Raw genomic sequence first — 14,245 nt, 5'->3', positions numbered from 1 at the left:
GGGCGTTCTCTACTATAAAAGTTCAGTTAACGCCCATGGATTCTGGCGCGTTGGCGACGGTATGGAGCGTGACGGCCCATGCCGCGACATTCTGGCGCAACTGTGCCGGATCGACCTTGTCCAGCGTGTCGTCGGGCGTGTGGTGAATGTCGAAATAGCGGGTGCCATCCTGTTGCAAGTCGATCACCGGCACGCCGGCATTCACGAGCGGTTCGATGTCCGATCCGCCGTGCGCCTTGTCCCGGCTGGGCACGACGCCGAGCGGGGCCAGGCCCTGCGCGATGCGAGCCGAAAGGGCGTCATGTCCGGTCGGCAGGGTGAAATCGACCTTCCAAACCTTGTCAGCGCCAAAATCCGATTCCGCCACCAGTGCATGGGGTTCCTTGCCATGCGCGGCGAAATAGGCCCGGCCCCCGTCGCCACCGACTTCTTCCGCACCAGCGAAGAGGACGCGGATCGTCCGGCGCGGCTGGCCGGCCTTTGCCACCTGCAATGCGGCCGCAGCGATGATGCCGCAACCCGATGCGTCGTCGATCGCGCCGGTGCCCTGATCCCAACTGTCGAGGTGGCAGGCGGCGACGACCAGCCCGGCCTTGGGATCGCTGCCCGGAATTTCAGCGATGACATTGCCCGAAGGCTGGTCCTTCAATCGCTTCGACACGGCGGTCAGGTGGATGCGGACCGGCTTGCCGCGCGCGGCGATGCGGGCGAGTTGCTCGGCGTCGGGCACGCTCAGCGCCACGGCGGGGATCGGCGTCACGCCATCGGCCCACATCTGCACGCCGGTATGGGCGATGCGATGGTGGTCGGTGCCGATCGATTTGACGAGAATGGCGATCGCGCCCTTCCTGGCTGCAACGCTCGGTCCCTGGCGGCGGGCTGCGCCGTAATAGCCATAGCCCGAACCGTCCTGCGCCGCCTTCATCTCATGACTGACAAAGGCGATCTTGCCCTTCAGGCTGCCGTCGGGCGCGGCCAGGAGATCGGCGATGGTCGGGAAATAGACGATTTCGCCTTCGATGCCTGCTTCGGGGGTGGAGCCGCTATTGCCCAGCGCCGCCACGACCAGATTTTGCGGGAAGGGGCTGACGACATGCGCTTCGTCGCGCACGCGCTGCCATACGGGCATGCTGTAGGCTTCTGCGCGGACATTGGAAAAGCCCAACGCTTTCAGCTTCGCCACCGACCAGTCGCGGGCGAGCGCTTCGCGCGCGGTCCCGGCCGGGCGGGGTCCGACTTCCGTGGTCAGTCCCTCGGTAATGTCCCATGCGACATCGTCTCTAAGCGCCGCTTGGCGAATCGCGCTGCTGTCTGCGGGGGCCGCATGGGCGAGGGCGGGGGTGAGGATGCTGCCAAGGAGAAGGGCGGCGAGCGGGCCCGATCGGATTTTCTGCATGGGTGAAGGCGTAACGGGGCATCCCTCATTTGCCAATATGTTCCGCGTCCGCTAACTCGGCGCAGATTTTCAAACCGACTTTCCCGTCCTGATTTCGGAGCAGCGCGCACCTATGTCCGCATCCTCGCAATATGCCTATGTCATGAAGAGCATGACGAAGACCTTCCCCGGCGCAGCCAAGCCGGTGTTGAGCAATATCAACCTGCAATTCTACCGGGGTTCCAAGATCGGCATCGTCGGTCCGAACGGTGCGGGTAAATCGACCCTGATCAAGATCATGGCCGGCATCGATACCGATTTTAGCGGTGAAGCCTGGCCGGGCGAAAATATCACCGTGGGCTATCTGCCACAGGAACCGCAGCTCGATCCCAACAAGTCGGTGCTGGAAAACGTCAAGGACGGCGCCCGCGAGATCGCGGACAAGATGGACCGTTTCAACGAGATCAGCATGATCATGGCCGATCCGCCGGAAGACGTCGATTTCGACGCGCTGATGGAAGAAATGGGTACATTGCAGGAGCAGATCGACGCGGTCGATGGCTGGACGCTCGACAACCAGCTGGAAATCGCGATGGAGGCGCTGCGTTGCCCGCCGTCAGACTGGTCGGTGGAAAGCCTGTCGGGCGGTGAAAAGCGCCGCATCGCGCTCACCCGCCTGCTGATCCAGAAGCCCGACATCCTGCTGCTCGACGAACCGACCAACCATCTGGATGCCGAAAGCGTCACCTGGCTGGAAAACCATCTGAAGGAATATGCCGGCTCGGTGCTGATGATCACCCACGACCGCTACTTCCTCGACAATGTGGTAGGGTGGATCCTGGAACTCGATCGCGGAAAATATTTCCCCTATGAAGGCAACTACTCCACCTATCTGGAGAAGAAGGCCAAGCGCCTGGAGCAGGAAGATCGCGAAGCGACCGGGCGCCAGAAGGCGATCAACGACGAGTTGGAATGGATTCGGGCCGGCACCAAGGGCCGCCAGACCAAGTCCAAGGCACGTATCAAGAAGTTCGAGGAACTGGTCGCGGGCCAGAACAACCGTTCGCCCGGCAAGGCGCAGATCGTCATCCAGGTGCCAGAGCGCCTGGGCGGCAAGGTGATCGAATTCAAGGGTATTTCCAAGGCGTTCGGCGACAAGCTGCTGTTCGAGGATCTCTCCTTCCTGTTGCCGCCGGGCGGCATCGTGGGCGTCATCGGTCCGAACGGCGCGGGTAAATCGACCCTTTTCAAGCTCATCACCGGGCAGGAAACGCCCGATTCGGGTGAGATCGACATCGGTACGACCGTGCGCCTTGGTTTCGTCGACCAGAGCCGCGATCATCTGGATGACAGCAAGAATGTCTGGGAAGAGGTGTCGGATGGCCTGGATTATGTGAAGGTCAACGGCCATGACATGTCGACCCGTGCCTATGTCGGCGCCTTCAACTTCAAGGGCCAGGACCAGCAGAAGAATGTCGGCAAGCTGTCGGGTGGTGAGCGCAACCGCGTCCACATCGCCAAGATGCTGAAAAAGGGTGGCAACGTGTTGCTGCTCGACGAACCGACCAACGATCTGGACGTCGAAACGCTGGGCGCGCTGGAAGAAGCCATCGAAAACTTCGCGGGCTGCGCCGTGGTCATCAGCCATGACCGCTTCTTCCTCGATCGCCTGGCCACGCATATCCTCGCATTCGAAGGCAACAGCCATGTCGAATGGTTCGAAGGCAATTTCGAAGCTTATGAAGAAGATAAGCGCCGTCGTCTGGGCGATGCGGCCGATCGGCCGACCGCACTGGCCTACAAGAAGCTGACGCGCTGATTTTCACTCGGGAATTTTGATGATGACGAATATCGCACCGCCCGCGCGGGCGGACCATGTCGGGTCGCTGTTACGGCCCGCCACGGTCACGGCCGCGCGCAAGGCTTTTTTCGAAGACGGCGCCATCACGCGCGCGGAACTGACCGCTGTAGAGGATGCCGCGATCATCGACGCGGTGAAGATGCAGGAATCGGTGGGGCTGAAGGTCGTCACCGACGGGGAAATCCGCCGGTCTTTCTGGCATTATGATTTCATGGGCGGGCTGACCGGTTTCGACCTGGAGCAGCGCGACCCTGAAGAGGGTGCGCAATTCCATGGCGTGAAGCTGCGACCGACCTTCCCGGTCATCAACGGAAAGCTGGATTTTCCGGCGGACCATCCGATGCTGGACCATTTCCGCTTCCTGGCCGCAAACACCAGCGTCACGCCGAAAATCTCGATTCCGGGGCCTAGCTGCTGCCATTTCCGTACGGCCAAGGCGGACATCCGCGTGCCGGACTATGCCGATCTCCACGTGCTGTTCGCTGATCTGTCCGCCACCTATGCCAAGGCGGTCGCAGCCTTCTACGATGCGGGCTGTCGTTATCTTCAGATGGACGACATCTTCTTCGCCTATCTGTGCGATCCCAAGCATCGCGCGCAAAAGGCGGCCGAAGGCGTCGATCCCGACTGGCTGATTACCGCCTATGCCCGCATGATGCAGGAAGCGATCAAGGGCCGTCCGGACGACATGCTGATCGGGATGCACATGTGCCGCGGCAATTTCCGCTCCACCTGGGCGGCAGAGGGCGCCTATGATCTGGCGGCCGATGCCATCTTCAACCAGACCGGCGTCGATCTGTTCTTCATGGAATATGACAGCGAACGCGCCGGCGGCTTGGAACCGCTGCGTTTCCTCGCCAAGGGCAGCCAGCGCGTCTATCCCGGTTTCATCACGACCAAAACACCGGATCTGGAGCCGGTCGATCAGCTCAAGCGCCAGATCGAGGAAGCGGCCCGGTTCGCCGATATCGACCAGCTGGGCATCGCGCCGCAATGCGGCTTTGCTTCGACGGAAGAGGGCAATGCCATCACCGCCGACGAGCAGAAGGCAAAGCTGGAACTGGTTGTGCGGACCGCAGAAGCGATCTGGGGCACAGCCTGACCATCGATCGTGGTGCGATTGCAAGAAACACAATCGCGCTGCAAACATTTGCATTTGCCTTGATAGCGTTGTCACGGCAGTTAGATCCTGCCTTTCAGGCATCCTCTCCTAAAAACTTTCAGGGCTGGTCCTCACGGATCGGCCCTTTTTTTATCCGATCGGGATCGGGCAGCCGGCCGGGGGCGGACCAAGGTCCCGGTTGGTCAGGAAGCCGCGATCGGTCAACGAATCGAGAAAGGCCAGCATGGCGTTCATGTCGACACCCGCCAGTTGCGCGGCGGCATGACGGCGGATCGCGGAATCCATGCTGGGGCTTTGGCCATCATGCAGCCAGGGTCCGGTGACGGCGACATTGCGGAGCGACGGCGTGCGAAACTGTTCGGGCGGCGGCTCGAAACCGGGCGGCAGCGGCTTGCCGCCATAGAGGCTGCCGTCCGCTTCACCCAATGCCGCCGTGCCGACATAATGAACCTGTCCGTCGGTCAGGTCCGGACCGCTATGGCAGGTGGCGCACCCGGCCGCCTTGAATTGGGCAGCGCCCATGCGCGCAAGTGGCGTCAGCATGCCCCGGTCGTGCGGGCTGCCGAACGAGATCATGGTCCGTTGAAACGCGCCCAGCGCTTGCGTGATCCTGGCATAATTCGCGCCGTCGGATGCCTTGGGGAAGGCCAGCAGGAATAGCCGGCGATAACAGGGATCTTTATGCAATCGCTGGGTCAGTTCCGTTTCCTGCCCAGCCATGCCCATTTCCACCGGTTTGATGCCGGTCATGGGCACCAACGCCTGCGCTTCCAACGATGTGATGCCTGCTTCTGTCCAGGTAAACCCGCTGCGCCAGGCGATGTTGGCCAGCCCCGGCACGTTGCGCACGCCCATGTCCCCGGTCACGCCGATATGGCTGGGCTGGCCATCGCTGAAGCCGCGCGATTGCTGATGGCAATCGGCGCATGCCATGCTGCCATCGCGTGACAGTGCCCTGTCGTAGAAAAGACGACGGCCCAGCGCGACCTTGGCCGCGCTCATGCCGTTGTCGGCCGGGGTGGTCGGCGCAGCGATGCCGGCGGGAAAATACGGCCAGCGCCATGCCGGCTGACCGGCCACTACCCCGGTCGCCAGCAACCATGTTCCGCCGACGATCGCCGCTATCCCTGCCCGCAAGGCCTGTCCCCTTCACCCCATGCAAGACGCAGGAGGCTGCACGATCCGCAGGGCGGCGTAAAGCGTCGGAGCTAGGGGGCTAAGCGCAGGGCTTGCCACAATGGCTAGTTTCCGGCCGTTTCCCGCTTTTCGAACGTAGCGAAATGCGCGACCGGCACATCGGTCGCTTCGATCCGGGTCACTTTCGCGTCGGGCGGCCCGTCCTCAGCCAGCGCCATGAACTGCGCGATCACGGTCTCTTCCCCCTCGACCACGGCTTCGACGCTGCCATCCGTCCGGTTGCGGACCCAGCCGGCAAGGCCGAGTGCGCGCGCCGTTGCCACGGTCCAGGCGCGGTACCAGACACCCTGCACCCGGCCATGGATCAAAAGATGCCGGGCGATCATGGCGTCATTTGACCCGCTTGATCCAGGTCTGACCGCCTTCGCGCACCTCGGTGATGAAATTGGGAATGGCGCCGACCAGATCGGACAGGCGCTTGAACCCGTAATTGCGCACGTCGAAACTGGAGCGGTTGCCCACCCGCTGCCCCACCGGCCCCAGTGCCACGAAGCCGCGTTCGTCCCGCTTCGCTTCGTCATAGGCGTCGATCAGCAGGCGGATGACCTCTGCATCGACCGTCTTGGCCGGGGCCGATGCAGGCGGGGATGGCGCTATCGGTGCGGCCGTCTGTGCGGGCGCTGCCTTGGGCGGCGTAACGCTGGCCGGCGCGGCTTTCCTGACCGGCGCCTTGGCCGTCGCCGGTATTTCAGCGGGCTTGAGCGCCGCCACGTTAAGGAAACGGGTGCAGGCACGACGGAAACCTTCGGGCGTGTTGGCCGATCCGAAGCCATAGACAGGGATGCCCTGCTGGCGAATGCGGGTCGCAAGGGGCGTGAAATCGCTGTCGCTCGACATCAGCCCAAAGCCATCGACCCGACCCGACGCCATCAGGTCCATCGCGTCGATCGTCATCTTCATGTCGGTGGCATTCTTGCCCTTGGTCAGGTCGAACTGCTGCTGCGGTTCGATCGCATGGGCCACCGACAGGGCGGCCCATGTCTTGAGCGTCGTCTTGCTCCAATTGCCATAGGCGCGGCGGATATTCACCGTGCCCAGTTCCGCCAGCACGGTCATGACCGAATCGAAATGCGCCGCAGACGCATTGTCCGCGTCGATCAGCAGGGCAATATTGCCGCGGCCTTCCTGCCCTGTGGCCATGTCGTGATTTCCTTTCAGGCTGGCGCGAAGGCGCCGCTCTCTTCGTTCAATATATGCAGCTGGCCGTCGGATATGGCGAAGAAGCTGCCGACCAGCTTCAATTCGCCGCTCTTCTCCTTGGCGCGGACGCAAGGGAAGCTGCGGAGATTTTTAAGGCTGATCTTTACGCCTTCCTGCTCCATCGCGCGTTCGGCATCGCGGTCGCGCTGGTCGCCATAGCGTTCGACCACCACGTCGCGGGCGTCGTCCAGCAATTCGATCCAGTTATGGATGAAACCGCCTTCGCCAGGAGGCGCATCCTTCAGATCCTGACTAAGTGCCGCCTTGCAACCACCGCATTTGCCATGGCCCATCACGACGATTTCGCCGACTTTCAGCACCTGCACGGCAAATTCCAGCGCCGCCGACACGCCATGCCAGCCGGGATTGGTCTCGAACGGCGGCACCAGAGCGGCCACGTTGCGCACAACGAAAATCTCGCCGGGGCTGGTATCGAAAATCTGCGCCGGATCGACTCGGCTGTCCGAACAGGCGATCACCATCACCTTGGGGCTTTGCCCTTCGTTCAGTTCGTCCCATCGTTCGCGCTGCTGGCTCCAGCCGGTGGTGCGAAAACGGCGATAGCCGGCGATCATGTCATTAAAATCGGTCATGGGGCGCAGATGTGCCGCACAAAGACAGGACTGGCAAGAGCGGCCCGGCATCGCTATCTGGGGCGCATGAACGACATCAGCCCGATCCCCGTGCCCGCTCAGTCTGCCAATGGACCTGCCAATGGACCTGAGCGCGTTCGCAAGCCCGACTGGATTCGCGTCAAGGCGCCAACCAGCAAGGGCTATAACGAAACCCGCCAGTTGATGCGCGACAAGAAGCTCGCGACGGTGTGCGAGGAAGCGGCCTGTCCCAACATCGGCGAATGCTGGACGAAGAAGCACGCCACGGTGATGATCCTGGGCGATGTCTGCACCCGCGCCTGCGCCTTCTGCAATGTGAAGACCGGCATGCCGCGTAAGGTCGATCCCAACGAACCGCAGAATCTGGCCGATGCCTGCGCTGAAATGGGTCTGGAGCATATCGTCATCACCTCGGTCGATCGCGACGACCTGCCCGATGGTGGCGCATCGCAGTTCGTCAAGGTGATCGAAGCGCTGCGCCGCACGACGCCGAATACGACGATCGAAATTCTGACCCCCGACTTCCGCAACAAGCATGAGCGGGCGGTCGAAATGATCGTCACCGCGCGTCCGGACGTCTATAATCACAATCTGGAGACGGTCCCGCGCCTCTACCCGACCATCCGCCCCGGCGCGCGCTATTATGCGTCGCTGCGCCTGCTGGAGTCGGTCAAGCGGCTGGATCCGTCCATCTTCACCAAGTCGGGCATCATGCTGGGCCTGGGCGAAGAGCGTCTGGAAGTGCATCAGGTGATGGACGACATGCGTTCGGCCGACATCGATTTCCTGACCATGGGGCAGTATCTTCAGCCCACGCCCAAACATGCCAAGGTCATGGAATTCGTCACGCCGGCGGCGTTCAACGCCTATGCCGCGATCGCGCGGGCGAAGGGCTTCCTTCAGGTGGCGTCCAGCCCGCTCACGCGCTCCAGCTACCATGCCGGCAAGGATTTCGCCGAAATGAAGGCCGCGCGCGAGGCAAAGCTCGCCAAGGCGGCGCTGGCCAAGGGCTGATCGCACCATGCCCAAGCATAACGAAACGCGGCATCTGCCCTATACCCCGACGCAAATGTTCGACCTGGTGTCGAATGTTGCGGCCTATCCGGAATTTCTCCCCTGGATCAGCGCCATCCGTGTGCGGTCCGACAGCGAGACGGAGATGGTCGCCGACATGATCGTCGGGTTCAAGGGTGTGAAGGAAAGCTTCACCTCCCGCGTCCACAAGCATAGCCCGGATCATGTTCGGGTCGATTATCTCGACGGCCCGCTCAAGCATCTCCACAATGAATGGGGTTTCCGCGACGACGGGCAGGGCGGGGTGCTGGTCGATTTTGAGGTCGAGTTCGAATTCAAAAACCGGCTGTTCGAAATGCTGGCCGGCCAGTTTTTCGACAAAGCGCTGCGCAAGATGATCGGCGCGTTCGAAACCCGCGCCGCCCAGCTCTACGCAGGCGGGTCGGGCAGCAGCAGTTCCAGCGCGCATAGCGCCGCCTGAAGGCGGACGCCGCCCCGGCCGTTATTTTCGAAATGGCGCATGTCGGCTACGACCTTGTCGGGGCTGGCACCGCGTTCGGCGCGGGCGAAGACGACGGTGCCGACCGGCTTCTGTTCGGTGCCGCCGCCCGGCCCGGCGATACCGGTAATGGCGACTGCGACATGGGCGTGGCTTTTCTTCAGCGCACCCTGCGCCATGGCCCAGGCGGTTGCGATGGACACCGCACCGAATGTGTCCAGCACATCATGCGAAACTTTCAGAAGTTCCGCCTTCATATCATTGGAATAAGTGATGAAACCGGCGTCGAACACGTCGGATGATCCCGCGATCTCAGTGAGCGCGGCGGACACCAGGCCGCCCGTGCAGCTCTCCGCTACCGCAATCGTGCGCCCGGCGCGACGGTTGGCGATGATGACCTTTTCGGCGAGTTCGACCAACTGGGCCGGCAGGATCGTATCTGGCATGGGGTCAGGATAGCGCGGGAAGGGACAAGGTGGCAACCGCCTGGGCGGCGATGCCCTCGCGCCTGCCGGCGAAGCCGAGGCGCTCGGTCGTGGTCGCCTTCACGCTGACCCGGTCGATCGGCACGGCCAGTATCTGGGCGATCCGCGCGCGCATGGCTTCGCGATGCGGCCCGATCTTGGGCGCTTCGCAGATGATGGTCAGGTCGATATGGTCAAGGACGCCGTCGCGCGCAGCGATCCGATCGCGCGCGTAGGCGAGGAAACGGTCGGACGCCGCTCCACGCCATTGCGGGTCCGACGGCGGGAAATGGCTGCCGATATCGCCTTCCGCCAGCGCGCCCAGTATCGCGTCGACGATGGCATGGAGCGCGACGTCGGCATCGCTATGTCCGGCGAGGCCCCGATCATGCGGAACCAAAATGCCCCCCAGCCACAATTCTTCGTTCGGGGCGAGTCGGTGGACGTCATAGCCCATGCCGACGCGGGTGCTGCGCAGCGTTGCGTGGGCCGCCTCGACGCGGGCGAAATCCTGCGGATATGTCAATTTCTCCAGCCTTTCATCGCCTGGCACCAACATGACGTCATGACCCCAGGCTCTCAATATCTGCGCATCATCGGTTGCCTCGCGCGCCTCATCCCAAGCGCTATGCGCTGCCAATATGGCGTCGAAGCGGAAGGCCTGCGGCGTCTGTACGCGGTGCAGGGCCGCCCGGTCCACGCCTGCGCCCATGATTGCGCCGTCGCCGCGCACCAGCGTGTCGGCGACGGGTAAAGCGGGGATGGCGCCGGTGGCATCGTCCAGCGCGGCAAGCAGCCGGTCTATGACCGCACCAGGCAGGAAGGGGCGGGCGGCATCATGGATCAGGACGATATCCGCGCTACCGGCCGCCGCGATGGCCTCCAGCCCCGCGCGCACCGACCCGCGCCGGCTGTCCGCCCCGGTGGCGAAGGTCGCAGCCCGGTCGCCCAGCAATTCGCGGGCCTCATCGGCATGCCCATCGCCCAGCACGATATGGATTGCGTCGATCCCGCCATGGGCCACCAGCGCATCATAGGCATGCGCCAGTACGGCCTTGCCGGCCACCATGCGGAACTGTTTGGGAATGTCGCCGCCGGCCCGGCTGCCCTGGCCGGCCGCGACGATCAGCGCGACGATCTTGCTTTGGGATGTCATGCCATGGCGCATAGCGGGTCGCGGCACAGGCCGAAAGGGGGAGTAGCTTGCCGCCCGACCCATTTTCCGCTAAGGGCTGCCTGTTTTTTAGGCAGTATTTCGAAACAAGATCATGCGCAAACTTGCTCCCATTTCCATCGGCCCTGTGTCCATCGACATGCCCGTCGTGCTGGCGCCGATGACCGGCGTCACCGACATGCCCTTCCGGACGCTGGTTCGGCGCTATGGCTGCGGCCTCAATGTGACGGAAATGATCGCGTCCGCGGCGATGATCCGCGAAACGCGCCAATCCTTGCAAAAGGCCGCCTGGCACCCGCTGGAAGAGCCGGTGTCGATGCAACTGGCCGGCTGCTCGCCCACCGAAATGGCCGAGGCTGCGAAGCTGAACGCGGATCGCGGCGCGGCGATCATCGACATCAATATGGGTTGCCCGGTGAAGAAGGTCGTCAATGGCGATGCGGGCAGCGCGCTGATGCGCGACCTGCCGCTCGCCGCCTCGCTGATCAAGGCGACGGTGGAGGCGGTCGATGTGCCCGTTACCGTGAAGATGCGCATGGGTTGGGATCATGCCAGCCTCAATGCGCCGGAGCTTGCTCATATCGCCGAGGATCTGGGCGCCAGGCTCATCACCGTCCACGGCCGTACCCGCAACCAGATGTATAAGGGGTCTGCGGATTGGGCGTTCGTTCGCTCGGTCAAGGAGGCTGTGAAGCTGCCCGTCATCGTCAATGGCGACATCTGCTCGATCGAGGACGCTGACACGGCTCTGGAACAGAGCGGCGCGGATGGCGTGATGATCGGCCGCGGTGCCTATGGCCGACCCTGGCTGATCGGTCAGGTCATGGCCTGGCTGACCGATGGCACGCGCTTGCCGGACCCGTCGCTCGATGAACAATATCGTGTGATCGTAGAACATTATCACGCGATGCTGGTACATTATGACAGGCATACCGGCGTCAATATGGCGCGCAAGCACATCGGCTGGTACACCAAGGGGCTGACCGGTTCGGCCGAATTCCGCAATGCCGTGAACCAGCAGCCCGACGCCGATGTGGTGCTGGACATGCTGGCGCGCTTCTACGAGCCGCTGATCGCCAGCGGCCTGGATGCCGAAGCGCTGCGCGCGGCGGCTTTGCGCAAGGCTGCATGACGAATTTGCTAACGTCCGTTCCGCCGCTTCGGATGGTGCAGGACGGGCCTTCGCTGACCGAGCAGATGACGGCCTTGCCGGTCGCGACATTGCTCGTCCGGCCGGACAATCACATCGCCGAAGCCAATGTACGGGCCGAAACCTTGTTGAACATGGCACGATCGGCCATCGTCGGCAGCGACGTGGCCCGCACCATCCGCATTGCGGAGGCGGGCGCGCGCTTCGACATCTGGCACAGCAACAAGCCGATCGCCGCCTATGACATAAAGGTCCATGCCGGCCGTACTGCGGAAATGGAGGTCGATCTCATGATCTCCCCGATCGTCGATCATGATGGTTGGCGGGTCGTGTCGCTCCATGCACAGAGCCAGGCCCGCAAGATCGGTCATCGCGGGTCGGCGGGCGGTGCCCGTTCCGCCATGGGCGCGGCAGCGATTTTGGCGCATGAGATCAAGAACCCGTTGTCGGGCATTCGTGGCGCCGCGCAACTTCTGGAATCCAGCCATGGCGGGCGGGACGCGGCGCTGACCCAGCTGATCTGCAACGAGGTGGACCGGATCGCCGCCCTGATCGACCGGATGCAGGATTTTACCACCGACCGGACGCTGGAATGCCACCCTGGCAACATCTATCCGCTGATCGACCGAGCGGCCGGGATCGCAGCCGCCGGATTTGCAAAAAACATAAAGATCATAAAACATTATGATCCATCCTTGCCATTTGCCAACATCAATGACGATGCGTTGGTGCAGGTGATGATCAACCTGCTGAAAAACGCGGCAGAGGCACTTGAATATACGGACAAACCCAGCATCAGGGTGGAAACCGCCTTTCGCCATGGCGTGTCTGTCGTGGTTGGCGGCGGCAAGGGCAGCGCCGTGCTGCCGATCGAAATCCTCGTCATCGACAATGGACCTGGCGTGCCCGAACATATTCTGGACCATCTCTTCAACCCCTTCATCACCGGCAAGCGGGACGGGCAGGGGCTGGGCCTGGCGCTGGTGGACAAGCTGGTCCGCGACATGAGCGGGTTCGTCCAATATTCGCGCGACACCGAAACGGCCGAATCCACTTTCCGTATCCTCCTGCCGATGAGCATGGGCTGATGGCGGCGACCGGCACCATATTGGTCGTGGATGACGATCCCGCCATCTGCGTGGTCGTGGGCGAAGCGCTGCGGCGGCAGGGGCATAAGGTGAAGACCGCCGCCTCGATCCGCGAGCGCAGCGCCCTGATGGACAGTTTCGTGCCCGATATCCTCATCACCGACGTGATGCTGCCCGATGGCGACGGGCTGGACGGCGTGGCCGACATCCTTGCCGATCGTCCCGACCTGAACGTCATCATCCTGTCGGCGCAGAACACGCTCAACACCGCGATCCGCGCCACCGAAAAAGGCGCATTCGAATATCTGCCCAAGCCCTTCGACCTCAACGAACTGACCCGTGCCGTATCCGACGCGCTGGGCACGCGGGAAAGCGCGGACGGTCAGATCGACGAACCCGGCCTGCCGCACGATGGCCTGCCTCTGGTCGGTCGATCGCCGGCGATGCAGGAAGTCTATCGCACCATCGCCCGCGTTCTTTCCAACGACCTGTCCATTCTGGTGCTGGGCGAATCGGGCACTGGCAAGGAACTGGTGGCCGAAGCGATCCACAGCCTGGGCCAGCGCCGCACCAAGCCCTTCATCGCGATTAACATGGCCGCTATCCCGCGCGAACTGATCGAGGCGGAACTGTTCGGTTATGAAAAGGGCGCCTTCACCGGCGCCCATGCCCGCACGGCCGGCAAGTTCGAGCAGGCGCAGGGCGGGACGCTGTTTCTCGACGAAATCGGCGACATGCCTATGGAGGCGCAGACGCGGCTGCTGCGCGTGCTGCAATCGGGTGAAGTGACGACCGTCGGCGGGTCGAAGCCGGTGCGGGTCAATGTCCGCATCATTGCCGCGACCAACAAGGATCTGCCCCTGTTGATCGAGGATGGGCGCTTCCGCCAGGATCTCTATTATCGCCTCAATGTCGTGCCCATCGCGCTACCGGCACTGCGCGAACGGCGTGAGGACGTCATTCTGCTCGCGCGTCATTTCATGGAACGGGCTGCGCTGGAGGGCTTGCCGCGCAAGACGCTGGCTGACGACGCCGCCCAATTGCTGATGGTCTATCACTGGCCCGGCAATGTGCGCGAACTGCAAAATCTGATGCAGCGCCTGTCGGTACTGAGCCGTGAAAACGTCATCACCGCAGAGATTTTGCGTCATATGCTGCCGCTCGACGCGGTGCCGGCGGACTATGCCGCGCCCGCGGATCAACTGGCTCATGCGGTGCGGGAATGGGCCAGGCGCCAGTTGGGCATCGGCCTTGCCCAGCCCAACCGCGCCTTGCATGACGACCTGCTCGCCGTGGTCGAACCGATCCTGCTGCAAGAGGCGCTGGCGAGCGTCGATGGCAACCAGATTCGCGCGGCGGGCCTGCTGGGCATCAATCGCAATACGTTGCGCAAGAAGCTGACCGACTATGGGTTGGACCCGATGCAACTGCGCCTCAGCGATTGATCGGATCACAGCTCGCCCTCAATCCTGTGCCGGGACGAACC

At 62.9% G+C, this 14,245-nt stretch carries 14 protein-coding genes; 7 read left to right on the top strand and 7 right to left on the bottom strand.

Annotated features, from left to right (window positions below):
- Nucleotides 1–22: 22 nt before the first annotated feature.
- The gene (locus AC07UX_RS05190) at nucleotides 23–1,396 is read right to left on the bottom strand and encodes a M20/M25/M40 family metallo-hydrolase (RefSeq protein WP_495190896.1); all 1,374 of its coding nucleotides are present in this window, start codon (nucleotides 1,394–1,396) and stop codon (nucleotides 23–25) included.
- 112 nt (nucleotides 1,397–1,508) lie between these two features.
- On the opposite strand from AC07UX_RS05190, the gene ettA reads away from it, so the two are divergent.
- Entirely contained in the window at nucleotides 1,509–3,194 is a 1,686-nt protein-coding gene (gene ettA / locus AC07UX_RS05185; RefSeq protein ID WP_495190895.1) for an energy-dependent translational throttle protein EttA, read from the top strand.
- Nucleotides 3,195–3,213: 19 nt separating this feature from the next.
- The gene (locus AC07UX_RS05180; protein WP_495190894.1) at nucleotides 3,214–4,338 is read left to right on the top strand and encodes a 5-methyltetrahydropteroyltriglutamate--homocysteine S-methyltransferase; all 1,125 of its coding nucleotides are present in this window, start codon (nucleotides 3,214–3,216) and stop codon (nucleotides 4,336–4,338) included.
- A 150-nt stretch (nucleotides 4,339–4,488) separates the two neighbouring features.
- Here AC07UX_RS05180 and AC07UX_RS05175 read toward each other — a convergent pair whose 3' ends face one another.
- The 4 genes from AC07UX_RS05175 to AC07UX_RS05160 all read right to left on the bottom strand — a co-directional run bounded on the left by AC07UX_RS05175 (nucleotide 4,489) and on the right by AC07UX_RS05160 (nucleotide 7,349).
- Nucleotides 4,489–5,496 carry a cytochrome-c peroxidase gene (locus AC07UX_RS05175; protein ID WP_495190893.1) on the bottom strand — a complete coding sequence of 336 codons (1,008 nt, stop codon included), beginning with the start codon at nucleotides 5,494–5,496 and terminating at the stop codon, nucleotides 4,489–4,491.
- A 104-nt stretch (nucleotides 5,497–5,600) separates the two neighbouring features.
- The gene (locus AC07UX_RS05170) at nucleotides 5,601–5,882 is read right to left on the bottom strand and encodes an acylphosphatase (RefSeq protein WP_495190892.1); all 282 of its coding nucleotides are present in this window, start codon (nucleotides 5,880–5,882) and stop codon (nucleotides 5,601–5,603) included.
- A 4-nt stretch (nucleotides 5,883–5,886) separates the two neighbouring features.
- Nucleotides 5,887–6,696 (bottom strand): NYN domain-containing protein, encoded by an 810-nt coding sequence (locus AC07UX_RS05165; RefSeq protein ID WP_495190891.1) that lies wholly within the window; start codon nucleotides 6,694–6,696, stop codon nucleotides 5,887–5,889.
- Nucleotides 6,697–6,710: 14 nt separating this feature from the next.
- Nucleotides 6,711–7,349 (bottom strand): carbonic anhydrase, encoded by a 639-nt coding sequence (locus AC07UX_RS05160; protein ID WP_495190890.1) that lies wholly within the window; start codon nucleotides 7,347–7,349, stop codon nucleotides 6,711–6,713.
- Between the two features lie 9 nt (nucleotides 7,350–7,358).
- Here AC07UX_RS05160 and lipA point away from each other — a divergent pair, with 9 nt between their 5' ends.
- Nucleotides 7,359–8,384 carry a lipoyl synthase gene (gene lipA / locus AC07UX_RS05155; RefSeq protein WP_495190889.1) on the top strand — a complete coding sequence of 342 codons (1,026 nt, stop codon included), beginning with the start codon at nucleotides 7,359–7,361 and terminating at the stop codon, nucleotides 8,382–8,384.
- 7 nt (nucleotides 8,385–8,391) lie between these two features.
- The gene (locus AC07UX_RS05150) at nucleotides 8,392–8,865 is read left to right on the top strand and encodes a type II toxin-antitoxin system RatA family toxin (protein ID WP_495190888.1); all 474 of its coding nucleotides are present in this window, start codon (nucleotides 8,392–8,394) and stop codon (nucleotides 8,863–8,865) included.
- Here the strand turns inward: AC07UX_RS05150 and AC07UX_RS05145 are convergent.
- Nucleotides 8,814–9,329, bottom strand: coding sequence for a CinA family protein (locus tag AC07UX_RS05145; RefSeq protein WP_495190887.1), 516 nt, complete (start codon nucleotides 9,327–9,329; stop codon nucleotides 8,814–8,816). The genes AC07UX_RS05150 and AC07UX_RS05145 overlap by 52 nt on opposite strands.
- Nucleotides 9,330–9,333: 4 nt before the next feature.
- Complete coding sequence (locus AC07UX_RS05140; RefSeq protein WP_495191796.1) at nucleotides 9,334–10,515, bottom strand: bifunctional 2-C-methyl-D-erythritol 4-phosphate cytidylyltransferase/2-C-methyl-D-erythritol 2,4-cyclodiphosphate synthase; 1,182 nt, start codon at nucleotides 10,513–10,515, stop codon at nucleotides 9,334–9,336.
- A 100-nt stretch (nucleotides 10,516–10,615) separates the two neighbouring features.
- Between AC07UX_RS05140 and dusB the strand changes: the two genes are divergently transcribed.
- From dusB to ntrC, 3 genes are read left to right on the top strand one after another with little or no spacing between them, the layout of a single operon-like run.
- Nucleotides 10,616–11,653, top strand: coding sequence for a tRNA dihydrouridine synthase DusB (gene dusB, locus AC07UX_RS05135; protein WP_495190886.1), 1,038 nt, complete (start codon nucleotides 10,616–10,618; stop codon nucleotides 11,651–11,653).
- Nucleotides 11,650–12,759: a two-component system sensor histidine kinase NtrB gene (locus AC07UX_RS05130; RefSeq protein WP_495190885.1), complete on the top strand. Its 1,110-nt coding sequence runs from the start codon at nucleotides 11,650–11,652 to the stop codon at nucleotides 12,757–12,759. Before dusB ends, AC07UX_RS05130 begins: the two co-directional genes overlap by 4 nt.
- Nucleotides 12,759–14,204, top strand: coding sequence for a nitrogen regulation protein NR(I) (gene ntrC, locus AC07UX_RS05125; protein ID WP_495190884.1), 1,446 nt, complete (start codon nucleotides 12,759–12,761; stop codon nucleotides 14,202–14,204). Before AC07UX_RS05130 ends, ntrC begins: the two co-directional genes overlap by 1 nt.
- Nucleotides 14,205–14,245 lie beyond the last annotated feature (41 nt).

It is taken from the genome of Sphingobium sp. GW821-FHT02B05 (genome assembly GCF_059421905.1).
The sequence above is the reverse complement of the archived record's forward strand: the minus strand, read 5'-3'. Positions and strand labels throughout refer to the sequence as shown.

What these genes read in the sequence shown, in the direction of transcription:
- AC07UX_RS05190 (WP_495190896.1), bottom strand. Translation starts at nt 1,396, where the DNA reads ATGCAGAAAATCCGATCGGGCCCGCTCGCCGCCCTTCTCCTTGGCAGC.
- ettA (WP_495190895.1), top strand. Translation starts at nt 1,509, where the DNA reads ATGTCCGCATCCTCGCAATATGCCTATGTCATGAAGAGCATGACGAAG.
- AC07UX_RS05180 (WP_495190894.1), top strand. Translation starts at nt 3,214, where the DNA reads ATGATGACGAATATCGCACCGCCCGCGCGGGCGGACCATGTCGGGTCG.
- AC07UX_RS05170 (WP_495190892.1), bottom strand. Translation starts at nt 5,882, where the DNA reads ATGATCGCCCGGCATCTTTTGATCCATGGCCGGGTGCAGGGTGTCTGG.
- AC07UX_RS05165 (WP_495190891.1), bottom strand. Translation starts at nt 6,696, where the DNA reads ATGGCCACAGGGCAGGAAGGCCGCGGCAATATTGCCCTGCTGATCGAC.
- AC07UX_RS05160 (WP_495190890.1), bottom strand. Translation starts at nt 7,349, where the DNA reads ATGACCGATTTTAATGACATGATCGCCGGCTATCGCCGTTTTCGCACC.
- lipA (WP_495190889.1), top strand. Translation starts at nt 7,359, where the DNA reads ATGTGCCGCACAAAGACAGGACTGGCAAGAGCGGCCCGGCATCGCTAT.
- AC07UX_RS05150 (WP_495190888.1), top strand. Translation starts at nt 8,392, where the DNA reads ATGCCCAAGCATAACGAAACGCGGCATCTGCCCTATACCCCGACGCAA.
- AC07UX_RS05145 (WP_495190887.1), bottom strand. Translation starts at nt 9,329, where the DNA reads ATGCCAGATACGATCCTGCCGGCCCAGTTGGTCGAACTCGCCGAAAAG.
- AC07UX_RS05140 (WP_495191796.1), bottom strand. Translation starts at nt 10,515, where the DNA reads ATGCGCCATGGCATGACATCCCAAAGCAAGATCGTCGCGCTGATCGTC.
- dusB (WP_495190886.1), top strand. Translation starts at nt 10,616, where the DNA reads ATGCGCAAACTTGCTCCCATTTCCATCGGCCCTGTGTCCATCGACATG.
- AC07UX_RS05130 (WP_495190885.1), top strand. Translation starts at nt 11,650, where the DNA reads ATGACGAATTTGCTAACGTCCGTTCCGCCGCTTCGGATGGTGCAGGAC.
- ntrC (WP_495190884.1), top strand. Translation starts at nt 12,759, where the DNA reads ATGGCGGCGACCGGCACCATATTGGTCGTGGATGACGATCCCGCCATC.